This is a genomic window from Streptomyces sp. SS8 (assembly GCF_054072955.1).
In genome coordinates this window covers 86,499-101,777 of record NZ_JBSVCZ010000014.1, presented here as the reverse complement: position 1 = coordinate 101,777, position 15,279 = coordinate 86,499, and the positions used below count along the sequence as shown (strand labels likewise).

General features: G+C 75.1%; 13 protein-coding genes. 2 read left to right on the top strand and 11 right to left on the bottom strand.

The genetic code is table 11. From position 1 onward, the window contains the following. Position 1: 1 nt before the first annotated feature. From ACW69E_RS15655 to ACW69E_RS15620, 8 genes are all read right to left on the bottom strand, one after another. Positions 2-1,381 (bottom strand): YcaO-like family protein, encoded by a 1,380-nt coding sequence (locus ACW69E_RS15655; protein WP_457498855.1) that lies wholly within the window; start codon positions 1,379-1,381, stop codon positions 2-4. Next, positions 1,378-2,895: a CocE/NonD family hydrolase gene (locus ACW69E_RS15650; protein ID WP_457498854.1), complete on the bottom strand. Its 1,518-nt coding sequence runs from the start codon at positions 2,893-2,895 to the stop codon at positions 1,378-1,380. Before ACW69E_RS15650 ends, ACW69E_RS15655 begins: the two co-directional genes overlap by 4 nt. Continuing rightward, positions 2,892-3,779 (bottom strand): hypothetical protein, encoded by an 888-nt coding sequence (locus tag ACW69E_RS15645; RefSeq protein ID WP_457498853.1) that lies wholly within the window; start codon positions 3,777-3,779, stop codon positions 2,892-2,894. Before ACW69E_RS15645 ends, ACW69E_RS15650 begins: the two co-directional genes overlap by 4 nt. A 145-nt stretch (positions 3,780-3,924) precedes the next feature. Further along, positions 3,925-4,038: a streptamidine family RiPP gene (gene amiA / locus ACW69E_RS15640; protein ID WP_240958231.1), complete on the bottom strand. Its 114-nt coding sequence runs from the start codon at positions 4,036-4,038 to the stop codon at positions 3,925-3,927. Between the two features lie 56 nt (positions 4,039-4,094). After that, positions 4,095-4,904 (bottom strand): ABC transporter ATP-binding protein, encoded by an 810-nt coding sequence (locus tag ACW69E_RS15635; RefSeq protein WP_457498908.1) that lies wholly within the window; start codon positions 4,902-4,904, stop codon positions 4,095-4,097. 73 nt (positions 4,905-4,977) lie between these two features. Beyond that, on the bottom strand, positions 4,978-5,985 hold the full coding sequence (locus ACW69E_RS15630; protein ID WP_457498852.1) for a FecCD family ABC transporter permease: 1,008 nt from the start codon (positions 5,983-5,985) through the stop codon (positions 4,978-4,980). After that, positions 5,982-6,977, bottom strand: a complete 996-nt coding sequence (locus ACW69E_RS15625) for a FecCD family ABC transporter permease (protein WP_457498907.1) — start codon at positions 6,975-6,977, stop codon at positions 5,982-5,984. The genes ACW69E_RS15630 and ACW69E_RS15625 overlap by 4 nt, the downstream gene beginning before the upstream one ends. Positions 6,978-7,111: 134 nt before the next feature. Beyond that, on the bottom strand, positions 7,112-8,089 hold the full coding sequence (locus tag ACW69E_RS15620) for an ABC transporter substrate-binding protein (RefSeq protein WP_457498851.1): 978 nt from the start codon (positions 8,087-8,089) through the stop codon (positions 7,112-7,114). A gap of 89 nt (positions 8,090-8,178) precedes the next feature. Here ACW69E_RS15620 and ACW69E_RS15615 point away from each other — a divergent pair, with 89 nt between their 5' ends. Beyond that, positions 8,179-9,387, top strand: a complete 1,209-nt coding sequence (locus tag ACW69E_RS15615; RefSeq protein WP_457498850.1) for a hypothetical protein — start codon at positions 8,179-8,181, stop codon at positions 9,385-9,387. Between the two features lie 55 nt (positions 9,388-9,442). On the opposite strand, the gene ACW69E_RS15610 is transcribed toward ACW69E_RS15615, so the two are convergent. The 3 genes from ACW69E_RS15610 to ectA all read right to left on the bottom strand — a co-directional run bounded on the left by ACW69E_RS15610 (position 9,443) and on the right by ectA (position 13,659). Further along, positions 9,443-11,569: a SpoIIE family protein phosphatase gene (locus tag ACW69E_RS15610; protein ID WP_457498849.1), complete on the bottom strand. Its 2,127-nt coding sequence runs from the start codon at positions 11,567-11,569 to the stop codon at positions 9,443-9,445. A gap of 232 nt (positions 11,570-11,801) precedes the next feature. Further along, the gene (gene ectB / locus ACW69E_RS15605) at positions 11,802-13,070 is read right to left on the bottom strand and encodes a diaminobutyrate--2-oxoglutarate transaminase (RefSeq protein WP_457498848.1); all 1,269 of its coding nucleotides are present in this window, start codon (positions 13,068-13,070) and stop codon (positions 11,802-11,804) included. A gap of 79 nt (positions 13,071-13,149) precedes the next feature. Next, positions 13,150-13,659: a diaminobutyrate acetyltransferase gene (ectA, locus tag ACW69E_RS15600; RefSeq protein ID WP_457498847.1), complete on the bottom strand. Its 510-nt coding sequence runs from the start codon at positions 13,657-13,659 to the stop codon at positions 13,150-13,152. A gap of 655 nt (positions 13,660-14,314) precedes the next feature. Here ectA and ACW69E_RS15595 point away from each other — a divergent pair. Beyond that, positions 14,315-15,196 carry a lysozyme gene (locus ACW69E_RS15595; RefSeq protein ID WP_457498846.1) on the top strand — a complete coding sequence of 294 codons (882 nt, stop codon included), beginning with the start codon at positions 14,315-14,317 and terminating at the stop codon, positions 15,194-15,196. The last annotated feature ends 83 nt before the right edge of the window (positions 15,197-15,279 follow it).

Here is a 15,279-nt window from a genome sequence, read left to right as displayed (position 1 = left end):
CTCACATGTGGGGCGGGGGTGCCAGGGTGAAGTCCTCCGGCCCGGTGGGGGCGGTCGTACGCCAGCCCCGCCCGACGGCGGCGTCGGCCAGGCGCGGGCAGCCGAAGTACCCGAAGGCGGCCGGGGCGTTGGGCAGGAGCCCGGAGGCCAGGACGCGGGCGACGCGCAGCGGGGTCTCGGCCACGTCCTCGGTGGTGAGGTCGAACGTCATGACGCGGTGGCCGCGTTCGCGCAGTGCGCGTTCCAGCCCCTCCCGGCTGCCGGGCTCGACCGCGCCGATGGGCACCGTCCCGAGCGCGGGCTCGGTGAAGCGCCGGGCCTGGGGCGCCATCCGCTCGTCCAGCCACACCTGTACGTGCGCTCCCAGGTCCCGCACGTGCTCGAACTCCTCGCCGCAGGCGTCGAGGTAGCGGCGGTCGGCGCGGTGGTCCAGGTAGAGCCCGCGGGCGAGCAGGCCTGCCTCGACGGCCTGGAACACCCAGCCGTCGGGGTCGGTCAGTCCCTGGGTGAAGACCCAGGTGTGCACGGCCTCCAGCACGGCCTTGCGGGCGGCCTCGGCCGGGTCGTACTTGCAGGCGAATCCGGCGGCGTACAGGCCCAGGCGGGGGTCGTGGACGAGCGCGGCCATGCAGGGGGCGAACTCCGAGGGCATCTCGACGAGATGGAGGTCGAGCGCGGCTCCGACGAGGTCGTCGGTGAGGCCGGGCACGCTGGCCGGGTCGATGCCGCGCGCCGGTCCGTCGAGGTGCCACCACAGCTCCAGGGCGTCGCGTTCGACGATCTCCAGCAGACCGCGTTCGACCGCGTCGTCGAAGCCCTGGCCGGTGGCGATGCCGGCGTAGTTGAGGTGGTGGGTGCGGGGCAGGGAGCGCAACTCGCCCTGGCGCCAGTTGAGGTGGGTGAGCGCGACCGGTGCCCAGACCTCGGCGGTCGTCCCGTCGGGCAGGTGCTCGGTGCCGCGTGTCCACAGGGCCGGGGTGTCGTCGGTGAGGGGCCGGTAGGGGAACCTCTCCCGGGCGTACTGCCAGGGCGCGTAGGCCGGCAGCTCCCCCGGCCCGTACAGCCGCAGCCCCTTGCCGGCCAGTTCGGCGGCCGTGGCGTGCAGCGGGGCGTCCGGGTGGCCGGGCGGCGGTACGCGGTTTCCGCAGTAACGTTCCACCCCTTCGGCGACCGCGGCGAGGTGGGCCTGTTCGGGGTCGCCGAAGGTGGTGCCCAGGGAGACGCGGTCGGCGGGCCACAGGCCGAGTCTGCGCGCGTCGGATATCTCGGCCGTGAACGCGGTGTAGCGGGGCGGCGCGCCCGCGGGGTGCTCGACGGGCTTGACCTTGCGGACGACGCCGCAGACGGGGTCGACCAGGGCCTGGAGCGGCAGCGCGGTCATCGCAGGATCTCCTCGGCGGGTTCGGTGGGGGTGGGGCGGGACGGGAGTACGTGCAGCAGCAGCGCCACGCTGCCGGGGTCGACCTCCCGCCGGGAGGCGAGCAGCCGCTCGGCGGTCATCGGGTCCTCCCCGGTGTGCGGGTTGCGGGCGTGGGCCGGGAAGTGGTGCCCGGCGATCTCCAGGCGCAGCCGGGTGCCCGCCCGCAGCCGGCGCGCGATCCGGCCCAGGCCGATGGTGAACTCGGCCTCCCGGCCGGGTGGTTCCTCGCGCCGGACGATGCCGGTGGCCAGTCGCTCGGCCCTGCCGTCCGGGGTGAGGGCGACGAGCCGGGCGGCCCAGTCGGCGGACGGGGTGCCGGCCGCGGCCCGCAGCCGTATCCGCGCGGGTCCGACCGCGTCGAGCGGGCGGGGCAGCGGCGCGGTGGCCAGCAGGCACCGGTCGGGCGTTCCGGCCGTGGGGACGGTGAGGTCGTCGGAGCGGACGGGGCGTTCGGGGTCGGCGGTGAAGGCGCGGCCGTGCAGGAGCCGCAGCCGCTGGGTGCGCGGCTCGCCCTCGGTGCCGGCGGGCAGCCACCGGTCGGCGCCGCCCAGTGCCAGCGCGCCGCGGTGTCCGGGGGAGAGTTCGCCGGCGAGGGCGCGGTGGGCCCAGCCGGCGTACAGCTCGCCGAGGTTCACCCGGTGGGCGGGGCCGGCGCCGGGGCCGGGCGCGGCGGTGAGGCCGTGTCCCCAGGGGCCCGTCAGCAGCCGCGCCGAGGGGCCGCCCCAGGCGCGCCACAGGGCGTCGGTGTCGGCGGCGAAGGGGTCGTGGTGGCCGCCCACCGCGAGCAGGGGCACGGCCGCGTGGGCCGCCTGCGACACCGGGCGGCCCCGGTCGCGGTGGTGCCACAGCTCCGCCCAGGAGGGCAGGTCCCGGCCCAGCCGCTCGGGCAGGCCGGTCAGCGGCAGGTGGCTGAACAGGCCGGGGTCGGCGGCGAGGGCCTTCTCCAGCGCGCTCTCGTCGGAGTCGCTCCGGTCGCCGTGGGCGGCCCACCATCCGGCGCGGGCCAGCAGCCGCTCCACGCCGGAGGGTTCGCGCGCGGTCTCGGCGGCGCCGAGGGCGGGTACGGCGGCCAGGACTGCGTCGGGCCGGGCGTCCCCGGGCGCGTCGAGGGCGAGGACGAGTGCGCAGTGGGCGGCGTAGGAGGCGCCGGCCGCCACCAGCCGGCTGTCGCTCCAGGGCTGCCGACGGATCCAGCGGGCGGTCGCCGCCCCGTCCGCGGCCTCGTTCTCGTACGGCCGCCAGCGTCCCGGCGAGGCGAACCGGCCGCGTACGTCCTGGACGACGGCGGCGAATCCGCGGCGGGCCCAGCCTCCCGCCTCGGCCCGGTGGCGCAGGCGGTCGTAGGGGGTGCGCAGGAGGACGGCCGGGAAGGGGCCGCGGCCCGCGGGGAGGCGGACGTCGGTGGCCAGTCCCCCGACGGTGACCGGTCCCCATCCGACGGCCGGCCCCCCGCCGGTGGCGCCGGGCGGCGTCATCCGTCCCGCCCCTGCGCCGGGGCGGTCCCCGGCTTCCGGGCGGTCTCCGGCATCGGTGCGACCGCGGGCACGGGGAGGACGGGATGCTCGGTGACCGTCAGGGTGCGCAGGTCCACGCGCCTGAGCCGGCGCCGCGCGGGCAGGCCGGTTTCCTCGGGGAGGCCCGCGGCCCACCGCAGCAGGTCGTCGGCGAGCAGTGCCGCGAGCAGGCCGGCGGCGGGAGGGGTGAGCCCGGCCGGGGCGCCGCAGGCGCGGGGTCCGCTCCAGTAGGCGGCCAGTTCCCGGTGGGCGGGGGTGGCGGCGAGCCGGCGGGCCCTGACGTGGGCCGAGGTGACGTCCTCGGGAACGGCGGCGAGCGGCTCGACGTAGGCCTGCCGGCCCTCGCGGTGGCAGCGCAGCCAGGCGACGCCGTGCGCGGGCAGCCGGTCCGCGGCGTCCCACAGTCCGCCGGGCACGGGTCCGTCCAGGCACCACACGACGGCGGCGGGGTCGTCGTGGAGCAGATCGTCCAGGCCGCCCGGCGACGCGCCGGGAGCGACCGCCGGACCGGCGTGCGGCCGGGCGCCCAGGGCGGTCAGCTGCGCGGCGAGCGGTTCGGTGAGCACCGGATCGCCCAGCAGGCGGACGTTTTGGCGGGCGGCGGGCCACTCCGGGCTCGCCGGTCCGTCCGTCAGATAGCCGGCGTCCTCGAACGCCCTGACGAGGCGGCGCTGTTCGGCGTCGGCCGGTTCCCCGGCGGCGCCGGACAGGAGACGGAACAGGGCTTCCTCGTCGGCGCCCCGTGTCCGGACGCCGAGGAACTCCCCCTCGGCGGTGCGGACGGCGAGGCCCCGCCCGGGTACGGCGACGACCTCGACACCGGGTGCGAGCTGACTGCGGGACACGGCGGTCCTCCTGTGAGCGGGTTGGCGGGGAGCGGGCGGCGGGGCGGCGGACCGGGCACGGGGCGGACGGCGGAGCCCGGGACGGGCGTGGGCCCGCCCGGATGGCGCCGGGCGGACCCACGTTCGAGAGCGGCTGGGCCCTCGCTTACTCCTCGGTGTCCTCGAAGGGGTTCTCGACGAGGGCGTTGGAGTGGGAGGCCGAGTCGTGGGCCAGCTGACCCGGGTCGGCGATCGGCGTGAAGACCTGCTCGTTGTCCATGAACTCTCCTTGTTCGCAAGGGGATACGGCGTTCGAACGAGCGCCGCACTCACACTCTAGTGAATATGATTTTCATATTCCATACCTGGGAGAGGGTGATCTGGGTAACACACCGGCCAGCCCCCCTCGGGATCCCGGCCGACCCGGCCGGCCACCCTCAGCACATCCGCCAGCAGCCCCGGCGTGACCACCTCCTTCGGAGCCCCGTCGGCCGCCACCCGGCCGTCCCGCAGCGCGACGATCCGCTCGGCGAACCGGGCCGCGTGGGCCAGGTCGTGCAGCACCATCACCACGGTGAGCCCGCGCTCCTCGCGCAGCCGGACCACCGTCCGCAGCACGTCGAGCTGGTGGTGCAGGTCCAGATAGGTGGTCGGCTCGTCCAGCAGCAGGACACGGGTGTCCTGGGCGAGCGCCATCGCCAGCCGCACCCGCTGCCGTTCGCCCCCCGACAGGGCGTCGACGTCGCGGTCGGCCCACCGCTCCACGCCCACGTCCCGCAGTGCCCGGCGTACGACGGGGTCGTCGCCCTCGCGCAGCATGCCCAGCGGGCCGCGGGCCGCGTACCGCCCCTGGCGTACCAGATGGCGCACCGTCATCCCCGGCACGGCGGGCGCGGACTGGTGCAGCAGCGCCACCCTCCGGGCCGTGGCACGCCGGGACAGCCGGGCCAGGTCGTCCCCGCCCAGCAGTACGCGCCCCTCGTCCGGCCGCAGCAGCCCGGCGGCCAGCCGCAGCAGGGTCGACTTGCCGCAGCCGTTGAGCCCGACGAGGGCGGTCAGCTCGCCCGGCCGGACGGTCATGTCGACTCCCCGCAGCACGGGCCGCTCCGGATATCCGAAGCGGACCCCCTCGATGCGGATCCCCACGGACTCGGTGCCGGTGCCGGTGCCGGTATCGGAGTCGGTGTCGGTGTCGGTCAACGGGCTCTCTCCTTCGACTTCAGAACGTACGGTCCGGCGTGCGGCGCACGACGGCCAGCAGCAGCACGGCGCCCAGGCAGGCGGTGAGCGCCCCGACCGGCAGCGTGAGCCCTCCGGTCTCCAGCGCGGCCGCCAGCAACCGGGAGGAGAGCTGCGCCGCAGCGTCCGCACCGCACACCACGACCGCGCCCACCACGGCGGCGCCGGGAAGGCTCACCCGCAGGTCGGCGCCGAAGAGGGCCACGGCCAGATGCGGTACGAGCAGCCCCACGAAGCCCAGCGCCCCGACGGCGGCCACCGCGCCCGCGGTCAGCGCCACCGCGCACAGCAGGGCCAGGGTCCGGGCCCGCCGGGCGGGAAGACCGGCGGCCAGGGCGGTCTCGTCCCCGCAGCGCAGCAGGGTCAGCGGTCCGGCCAGCAGCCAGGCGGCCGTCCCCCACAGCAGCGCCCACGGCCACAGCAGGTGCCAGTGCTGCCACACCCGGCCCTCCGTGGTGCCCACCAGCCACTGCACGACGCTGCCGAGCTCGCCCGGCTCCACCAGGAGCACCATGGCGGTGAGTCCGCCGAGCACCGCGGAGACCAGCACCCCGTGCACGGCGGTGGCCGCGGGGTCACCGCGGCCACGTCCGGCCAGCAGCCACAGCAGCGCCGCCCCGGTGCATCCACCCGCGCACGCGGCCAGGACGACGGCCAGCGGGGAGTCCCATCCGGCCAGCCCCAGGGCGGTGGCGGTGACGGCCCCGAGCACCGCTCCCGGCGTCACGCCCGTCACCTCGGGCCCGGCCAGGGGATTGCGCAGCGCGGACTGCAGGACCAGTCCCGCCACGGCCAGGCTCGCGCCCGCGCCGAGTGCCACCAGCAGCCTGGGCAGGCGCAGTTGCAGCAGGATGTGGCGTTCGGTCGCGTCACCGCCGCCGCCCAGGACGTCCCAGACCGTACCCGGGGACATGCCCCGTCCGGCGACCAGTTCCACCACGGCGCACACCGCGGCCAGCGCCGTGAGCGCCGCGAAACGCCGGCTCACCGCGCTCCCTCCGCTCCGGCCGCTCCGGCCCTCCCGCGCCGGGAACGGCCGCGTCCGCGACCGCCCGACCGCGTCAGGACGATCCCGGCCGGCACACCCAGCAGGGCCGTCCAGGCGCCGACCGGCGTCTCCACGGGCGCCAGCGCCAGCCGGGCCGGCACGTCGGCGGCGACGACGACGGCGGCGCCCCATGCGGCGGACCAGGGCAGCCAGCGCACCGCCCCGGCAGCGGGGGCGAACCACCGGGCCAGGTGCGGCGCGAGGAAGCCCACCCAGGCCACGGGCCCGCACACGGCCGTCACGGGGGCGATCAGCACCACGGCGACGGCCAGCGCGGTCAGCCGGGCCCGCTGGGCGCGCACGCCCAGCGCCTCGGCGTCCTCGTCGCCCAGCCGCATCACCGACAGAACCGGCGCGCACAGCACCAGGGCGGGGGCGACCACGAGCAGCCACGGCCACAGCCCCGCCACGTCGTCCCAGGTCCGGGCGGACAGGGAACCGAGCAGGTAACGGTAGATGAGCTGGAGGTCGAGCTGGTCGGCCATGACCATCAGCACGAGCAGCGCGGCCTGCAGCGCGGCCGAGACCGCGGCGCCGGTCAGCAGCACGGCGGACGGGCTGCGGCCCAGCCCGGCGGCGAACAGCGTGAGCCCACCGCCGAGCGCGGCGCCTCCGATGGCCAGCAGCGGCTGGACGGCGGCGGGCAGGGACAGCGCCAGCACCAGGGGCGCGGCCACCCCCAGCGCGGCCCCGGAGGAGACGCCCAGCATCTCCGGCACCGCCAGGGGGTTGCGCAGTGCCTCCTGGAGCACGAGCCCTGCCGCTCCCAGGCAGGCGCCGGCGAGGAGCGCCAGCAGCAGGCGGGGTACGCGCAGTTCGGTGACGACGATCCCGGCGAGCGTGGCCTCGCCCTCCAGCACCGCGCCGACGAGCCGGTGCGGTGGGACATGGGGGGTGCCCAGGCTCAGCGCGCAGACCGAGGAGACGGCCAGCAGCACGGCCACCAGGAGCGGCTGCCGCCACCGCGCCCGGCGGGAGGCGCGCCGGCCCTTCGCCGCCGCGCCTCCCGCCCCGGCGTCCTCCACCCCGGTTTCCTCCGCCGCGGTGGGTGCGGGGACGGGCGCCCTCACCGCAGCGCGGCCGTGGCCTCGTCGAGGACGATGCCCAGCGAGCGGGTGCCGCGGCCCTTGGCCCACACCTCCGGGTCGACCTCGTGGACGTCGCCGTCGCGCACCGCCGGGATCTTCCCCCACAGAGGGTTGCCCGCCAGCTTCTCCGAGAGCTTGCCGTCCGCGTCACCGAAGCTCATCGTCTCGACGAAGAGCACGTCGACGCCTTCGGCGAGGATCTCCTCGAGGCTGTAACTGCCCTCCACACCACGGGACTTCCACGGGTATTCGGCGATCTTGGGGAACAGGCTGGCGGCCACGTCGGTCTCCGGGGTGGCGACGCCGAAGTTCTCGTCGCTGCCGTAGATGACGAGCGCGGTCTTGTCGCTCGGGGTCTTCTCGGCCTCGGCGAGCTTGGTGCGGAATGCCTTCTCGGCCTTCTCCCCCTCGTCGGTACGGCCGGTGAGCGCGGCGACGTCGCGCAGATATCCGACGCTGTCCTGCCAGGTCTCGGGCTGCATGGCCCAGAAGGTGGTGGCGCCCTTCAGCGCGGGGGCGAGCTTGCCGTGGGTGTCCCCCAGGCCGATCACGAGGTCGGGCTTGTGGGAGAGGATCGCCTCCACCTCCGGGGCTATGAAACCGCCGGGTATGACGTCGACCTCCTTCGCCTTCTCCTTCCCCAGGAAGCCGGGGTGGGCCAGCAGCGCGCTGTTGGTGGCCGCGGGGACGATGCCCAGTTCGGTCAGGATGTCGTCGCAGAGGGCGAACAGGCAGACGATCCGCTCCGGTTCACCGTCCAGGGAGACCCTGGTGCCGTTGGTGTCGGTCAACTCCGTCGCGGCCTTGATGGGTTCGACGGTGACCTCGGTCCTCGCCGTGGGCTCGGCCCTGCCCTCCGCGGTCTCTTCCGGCTGCGATCCGCAGCCGGCCAGGACGGAACCCAGAACCGCTGCGGTGATCCAGCCGCGGACGGATCTCGACGGTGAACGCAGCATTGACGCCCTCTTCTTCTTCTCGGGAAAGCCGGAACACGCCGAAGATACATGATAATCGTTTTCACTACATCGGCTCACTGGAGGACCCCATGCCCGCCACCGACCTCGCGCTGCTCGTCTCCGATCACGTGGACGGCTGTCTGTACGCACTGACCGTGCCGGACGGCACCGTCACGCACCGCCTGACCGGCCGGCACATCTCGGAGCACGCCGGGTTCCTGGCGCTGCCGGGAGGCCGGGTGGCCTGTGTCGACGACCGCCGGGGGGAGCTGCTGGTGCTCGACCCCTTCGGCGGCGAACTCGTGCGACTGGCCGTCCCGGTCGCCGTACCGGCCGAGCACCTCGCCTGCGATCCGTCCGGCCGCAGGCTGGCCGTGACCACCGGGGCGGGGAAGAACAGCGAGCCGTGGTCGGACCTGCTGACGGTCGTCGACCTCGCCACCGAGGAGACCTCCAGGGTGCGCGCCCGCGTCGGCGAGCCGGGGGTGACGGTGCCGGGCGGCGGCGATCCGCTGGTCGTACTGCGGCACCGGGAACCCGGCGCGCTGGCCGTCCACCGGTTCGCGGACCTCCTCGCGGCGCCGCCCGGCTGTCCGCAGGCCGCACCCCGCGCGCTCCTGCCGCTGCCGGACGACGGGCACGGGGACGCGTACGCGCCCGGCTCCGGGCGGGTGTTCGCGGCCACGGGCGAGGGAGTGCACCGGGCCCGGAGGGCGGGCGACGCGCTCACGGCCGAGCCGGTGATCCCGTGGGGGTCGCCCGGCCGGGGCTGGTACCTGCGCCTCGACACCCGCCGGCAGGCGCTGTGGAGCACGCTGCGCGGCGGGGCGCCGGACCCGGCGAGTTGGCCGGAGTGGACCAACCGGGCGTGGCGCCACGACCTGGAGACGGACCGCACCCATCTGACCGATCTCGGCCCCGGCCTGGTCTTCCGCCTGGCGCTCTCCCGGCGCCACGCGGCCTTCGCCCGCATCCACCCCGACGGCGACGAGCTGGTCCTGCTGGACGCGGACGACCCGGACGGCGCCGTACGCCGCCTGCCCCTGGCCGCCATGGACGGCGCCCCGCGCCGCGGCGGCACCCCTTGGGAAGGGGTCCAGCGCAGGGCGGTGGCCGCCTCGCCGGGCTCCGACTGGATCGCCGTCACCCGCGGCGGCCACGGCGAGGTGCACATCGTGGACGCGGAGACGGGCCGCGAGGCGGCCCGCCCGCGACTGGGCACCCCGCTGCACCACGGCGGTCACATGGTGCTGCGCACGCGGGACGACGGCACCGAGGGCGACCCCGTGGGCCGCTGACCCGGGCGGAACCGGCGGACGCCCCCGGCCCGGCCACCCGGGCCCCGCTCCCCGCTCAGTCCTCGCCGAAAGCCGTCCGCAGCAGGAGCAGGGCGATGTCGTCGGTACGCTGCCGGGTGGGGCGGACCCCGCGGACGACGGCGTCGACGATACGCTCCAGATCCCCGTCGGGTGCGCGGGCCAGGTGGCGGGCGAGACCGGCGGTGGCCTCGTCGGGGTCGATGCCCGGGGTCTCGACGAGGCCGTCGGTGTAGAGGGCGAGGACCGCCCCGGCCGGCAGGGAGGTGTCGAAGACCTGGTAGTCGGCGTCCGGCTCGACGCCCAGCAGCAGGCCGGGCGGGACGTCCAGGGGGCGGGTGCGGCCACCGGGCAGGCGCAGGAGCGGGGAGGGGTGCCCGGCGCTGGCGATGCCCGCGCACCGCCGCGCCAGATCGAGGTGGACGTAGAGGCAGCTGGTGAACAGTCCGGGGTCGAGGTCGTTCAGGAGCCGGTTGGTGCGCGCGAGCACCTGGTCCGGAGGGACGCCGGCGGTGGCGTGGGCGTGGATGGCGGTGCGGACCTGTCCCATGAGCGCGGCGGCGGCGACGTTGTGCCCCTGGACGTCGCCGATGACGGCGGCCGCGGTGCTGTCGCTGAGGCGGATGAGGTCGTAGAAGTCGCCGCCGATCTCCATGCCCCGGGTGGCCGGCAGGTAGCGGGCGGCCACCCGCAGCCCGGGGACGGCGGGCAGGGTGTGGGGCAGCAGTGCCTGCTGGAGACCGTGGGCGATCTGGTGCTTGGCGTCGTACAGACGCGCCCGGTCCAGTGCCTGGGCGATGAGTCCGGCCAGGGAGGTGAGCACCGCGCGCTCCTCGGCGGTGAACTCGTGGGGCTGGTCGTAGGACAGGGTGCAGCAGCCCACGGGCCGTCCCGAGATGCTCAGCGGCAGATACGCCCACGCCTGCTTGTCGGTCGTCCGCGGCAGGCCTGGGTATTCGCGCTCCATCTCCTGCGGGGAGGAGTAGAAAAGCGGCGTGGCCTCGGTGAGCACCCGCCCGGCCGGGGTGAGGGAGGTGTCCAGCGATACGCCCTCGAGCCGCTCGATGGCCGCCGCGGAGTAGCCGCGGTGGCCGATGATGCGCAGTCGGCCGTCCTCCAGGACGGACATGACCACGCCCCTGGCGTCGAAGGCGGGCATGATCTGGTCGGCGATGAGGTCGACCACGTCCCGTACCCCGACGGTCTCGGTCAGGGCCGCGGCCAGGTGCATCAGCTGGTAGAGCTGTCCGGCTCTCGCCGGAACGGCCCTCCCGGTCCGCTCGCCGTGGACCGGTGCGGGGCGGGGGCCGGCGCCCGCGGGTTCGATGCGTACGCTGATGCCGCTGGCGTCCGGGTAGAGCCGGAAGTCGAGCCACCGGCCGGGCGGGCGGCGGACGGCGAAGGAGACGGGTTCGCGGCTGACGACCGCGGCCCGGTAGCGGTCCTCGTAGACCGGGTCGTCCAGCCAGGGCAGCGAGTGCCAGGGGCGGGTGCCGAGCAGTTCGGCGGCGGCGCGGCCCAGCAGCTCGGCGCCGCCGGCGCTGACGAAGGTGATGCGGCCCTCCAGATCCAGGGCGCAGCAGCCGCCGGGCAGGCGCTCGGCGAAGTCCTCAGCGGCCAGCGCCGACTGCGACCTGCCGGTGCGCACGGTGCGGGTGCTCAGCAGCCGGGGCCGGGACGGGGTCGGGGCCGGCCGGCCCGCGTTCTCCTCCTCTTCCAGCAGCCGTGCCAGCCTCCGGCAGCCGAAGACGATGTTGTCGCGCCGCCGCCCGGAGATCCGCGGCGGGTGGGTGCCGGGCCACAGCAGCAGCAGCGCCCCCCAGGAGCGCTCCGCGGCGACGGGGGCGGCGGCCAGGGCGAAGTGGTAGGGCGCGGTCAGCGCCGCGCGCGGATAGGCCCGGGCCATGTCCTCATGGCCGCCCACCCACACCAGGCGGTTCTCGCGCACCGCGTCGGCCGCCGGGACCGGCGCGGCCAGTCCGACGCTCTTCCACGGCTCCACGAAGCCGGGCGGCGCCCCGCACAACATCACCAGCCGCAGCGCGTCCCCGTCCGGGGTCAGCAGGTACAGGCCGGCGGCGGACGCGCCGGTACCGCGCACCACCTCCAGGAACTCCGTCTCCAGCCGGTCCTGCGCGGCCGTCGCGTCATCGGGCCCGGCCACCGTGCGCTCCCCTCCGGCCCGGCTCGGGGACCGGGCCGCCGGCCGCCCCGCCCGCGGCGGCACGCGGTGTACGGCAGCGGCGCGCCGCCCCCGTCCGTCCCGGTGGCGGCACCCCGCGGCCGGCATGCCAGAGATATCCCATACAAGAAGATTATGACGCTTGCGGAACGACGGCGCGCTGTCGCCGGGGCTACGGCTGAGGCGTGCGGCGTACCGCGTGCGGTCGGGCCGGTCAGCCGGTCTCGTCGACGGCGCGGGCCAGGGTGCGCAGCCCCTCGTCCAGTTCGTCCGGGGTCGCGGTGAGCGGCGGGAGCAGCTTGACGACCTCGCTCTCGGGGCCGGAGGTCTCCACCAGCAGCCCCAGCTCGAAGGCGCGGGCGCACACCCGGGCGGCGCGCCCGGCGTCGGTGAAGGTCAGGCCCCAGGCCAGGCCGCGGCCCCGGTATCCGGCCCCGCTTCGGCGGTGCTCGCGGGCGATCTCGTCCAGGGCGGCCTCGACCTGCTCGCCGCGGGCGAGCGTCTGCTTCTCCGTTCCGCTGTCGGCCCAGTAGGCGTCCAGGGCCGCGGTGGCGGTGACGAAGGCGGGGTTGTTGCCGCGGAAGGTGCCGTTGTGCTCGCCGGGCTCCCACACGTCCAGCTCGGGCCGGAACAGGGTCAGCGCCATCGGCAGGCCGTAGCCGCTGATGGACTTGGACAGCGTGATGATGTCGGGGGTGATGCCGGCCTCCTCGAAGGAGAAGAAGCCGCCGGTGCGGCCGCAGCCCATCTGGATGTCGTCGACGATCAGCAGCATGTCCCAGCGGCGGCACAGGCCGGCCAGGGCGCGCAGCCACTCGGCCCGGGCGACGTTGACGCCGCCCTCGCCCTGGACCGTCTCGACGATCACGGCGGCCGGGCGGCTCAGGCCGGAGCCGCGGTCCTCCAGCAGTCGCTCGAACCACAGGAAGTCCTCGACCCTGCCGTCGAGGTAGTGGTCGAACGGCATGGGCACGCCGTGGACCAGGGGGACGCCGGCGCCGGCGCGCTTGAAGGCGTTGCCGGTCACCGCCAGCGCTCCCAGCGACATGCCGTGGAAGGCGTTGGTGAAGGACACCACCGTCTCGCGCCTCTTGACCTTGCGGGCCAGTTTCAGGGCCGCCTCGACGGCGTTGGCGCCGGTCGGGCCGGGGAACATCACCTTGTGGTCCAGGCCGCGCGGCCGCAGGGCCACCTCCTGGAAGGTCTCCAGGAAGGCGCGCTTGGCCGTGGTGGACATGTCCAGGCCGTGGGTGACGCCGTCGCGCTCCAGGTAGTCCAGCAGAGCGCGTTTGAGCACCGGGTTGTTGTGGCCGTAGTTGAGCGCGCCCGCCCCGGCGAAGAAGTCCAGGTACACATGACCGTCCTCGTCCTGGAGGCGGCAGCCGTGCGCGTACTCGAAGACCCTCGGCCAGCTCCGGCAGTAGCTGCGCACCCGGGACTCCAGGGTGTCGAAGACGGAGGTCTCGGCTTCGGTGATGGTCATGATGGCGTGCTCCTCGGTGGATGTGGTGCCGGGCGACGGCGTGCCGTCCGCCCGTGACGGGTCGGGGCCGGACGGCGGATCAGGGCCGGGCCGCGCGGGGCAGCGGCCCGATGCGGTACAGCACCTCGGGACCGTGGCCGTCGGGGAAGAGTTCCGCGCCGAACAGCGCCTCGCGCTCCAGCGCCGCGCCGTGCCGCCGGGCGAAGAGCGTGAACAGCCGGTCGGAGGCGGTGTTCCCCGGCGCGACGGTGGCCTCCAGGTGCCGTATCCCCCGCGGGGCCGACCGGGCGGCCAGGTGGTCCAGCATGGCGCCGGCCAGTCCGCGTCCGCGGTGGCCCTCGTCCACCGCGATCTGCCAGACGACCAGCGTGCCGGGCCTCTCCGGACGCAGGTAGCCGGTGACGAAGCCGACGGGCGCGCCGCTCTCGCCGCGCGCCACCGCGGAGGTCCGGGCGAAGTCCCGGAACCACAGCAGGTAGCTGTAGGAGGAGTTGAGGTCGAGTACGCGGGAGTCGCGGGCGATGCGCCACACGGCGGCACCGTCCTCGACGCCGGGCGTCCCGATCAGGGGTTCCGTCTGCGTCGCCATGGCTTCACCTCCACCGCGGTCGGTGTCCGATCCCCCGGCGGCCCTTGCCGAACGGGATCGGCCGACGGGAGCCCGGGGCTGCCGGGCGCGGATTTCGCGGAGCAGTCACCTGCGTTGTCGGACGGTCTTTCCGGTGCGCGGGGCAACTGGCCGGGCCATCGGCCCTGTTCGGCGGGCTTCCCGCGCTTGTCGGCACCCATCGAAAGCTACTCTGGTGACTTCCGGGCGGCTACCGCAGGATTTCCGGCCTTTCCCCGCGCGGCACCGGATGGGCCGGGAAAACACCGGAAAGCCCTGTCCGACCGGTTCCGAAGCTCAGCCCAAAGCTCACCCGAACGGCGGAACGCCCGGCGTCGCGGCGCGGGCTTTCCGGGCCTGGGGTGCCCTCCGGGGGAGGCGCCGGTTTTCGCCCCGTGAAAGTTCCCGCCGGGTACGACCCGTCAGCACAGCTCGCGCCCGGCGGCAGAGGTCGAGACCACAGAGAGTGCCTGGAGCGTCTTTACAGAGTGACCGCGGTATGCGTCACTTATGACGCGTGCACGTCAACAAGGTCGCGCCGGTACGGCCGTGCCGCCGCGCTCGTCCGCACCGACGGCACCACCTGAGCACCTCCCCCTCCCTCACCCCCGCCTTCACCGAGCGCCAGGAGGAAGCCATGCGCCCGCACAGACCCCTCTCCCCCCACCGCCGGCCGAGAATCACCGCGGTCGGCGTGCTCGCAGCCGTACTCGCCCTGCTGGCGGCCACGGCGGGTACGGCCGCGGCGGCGCCTCCGCCCGCAAAGGAGCGCCTCAAGCCGGGCACGGCGTTCATGGGCGCCGGCCACCGGCTCCACGAGGGCGTCGACGCACGGGAGGAACCGCCGCTGGGCGCGCTGGGCCACACCAGCGGCGTGCAGGGGATCGACGTCTCGCACTGGCAGGGCGCCATCAACTGGACCTCCGTGCGGAACTCGGGCGTCCAGTTCGCCTGGATCAAGGCGACCGAGGGCACCAGCTACAAGGACTCCCGGTTCAACACCAACTACGTGGCGGCGTACAACGCCGGCGTGATCCGCGGCGCCTACCACTTCGCGCGCCCCGACGTCTCAGGCGGTTCGGCCCAGGCCACCTACTTCGCCTCCAACGGGGGCGCGTGGTCGCGGGACAACATGACCCTGCCGGGCGTCCTGGACATCGAGCACAACCCCTACGGGGCGATGTGCTACGGCCTGTCCACCACTCAGATGCGCGCCTGGATCACCGACTTCTACAACACCTACAAGTCGCGCACCTCGCGCGACGTGGTGATCTACACGACCGCGGGCTGGTGGAACACCTGCACCGGCAACTGGACGGGCATGTACAGCAAGAGCCCGCTGTGGGTGGCGCACTGGACCTCCAGCGAGACCCCGACCATCCCCAGCGGCTTCCCCACCTGGACGGTGTGGCAGTACACCAGCACCGGCTCGGTGAGCGGCGTCTCCGGGAACGTCGACCGCAACAAGTTCAACGGCTCCAGGGACCGGCTCCTCGCCCTGGCCAACAACACGCCGTAACCCTCCGAAGCGGCCGAGATGCCTGCGGGCCGGCCCCACCGCGCGGTGGGGCCGGCCCGCGGGCCTCACTCTCCCCCACCCCG

Bases quoted from the DNA above. Each gene is read 5' to 3' on its own strand.
- ACW69E_RS15615 (WP_457498850.1), top strand. From the start codon at position 8,179: ATGCCCGCCACCGACCTCGCGCTGCTCGTCTCCGATCACGTGGACGGC.
- ACW69E_RS15655 (WP_457498855.1), bottom strand. From the start codon at position 1,381: ATGACCGCGCTGCCGCTCCAGGCCCTGGTCGACCCCGTCTGCGGCGTC.
- ACW69E_RS15650 (WP_457498854.1), bottom strand. From the start codon at position 2,895: ATGACGCCGCCCGGCGCCACCGGCGGGGGGCCGGCCGTCGGATGGGGA.
- ectA (WP_457498847.1), bottom strand. From the start codon at position 13,659: ATGGCGACGCAGACGGAACCCCTGATCGGGACGCCCGGCGTCGAGGAC.
- ACW69E_RS15595 (WP_457498846.1), top strand. From the start codon at position 14,315: ATGCGCCCGCACAGACCCCTCTCCCCCCACCGCCGGCCGAGAATCACC.
- ACW69E_RS15620 (WP_457498851.1), bottom strand. From the start codon at position 8,089: ATGCTGCGTTCACCGTCGAGATCCGTCCGCGGCTGGATCACCGCAGCG.
- ectB (WP_457498848.1), bottom strand. From the start codon at position 13,070: ATGACCATCACCGAAGCCGAGACCTCCGTCTTCGACACCCTGGAGTCC.
- amiA (WP_240958231.1), bottom strand. From the start codon at position 4,038: ATGGACAACGAGCAGGTCTTCACGCCGATCGCCGACCCGGGTCAGCTG.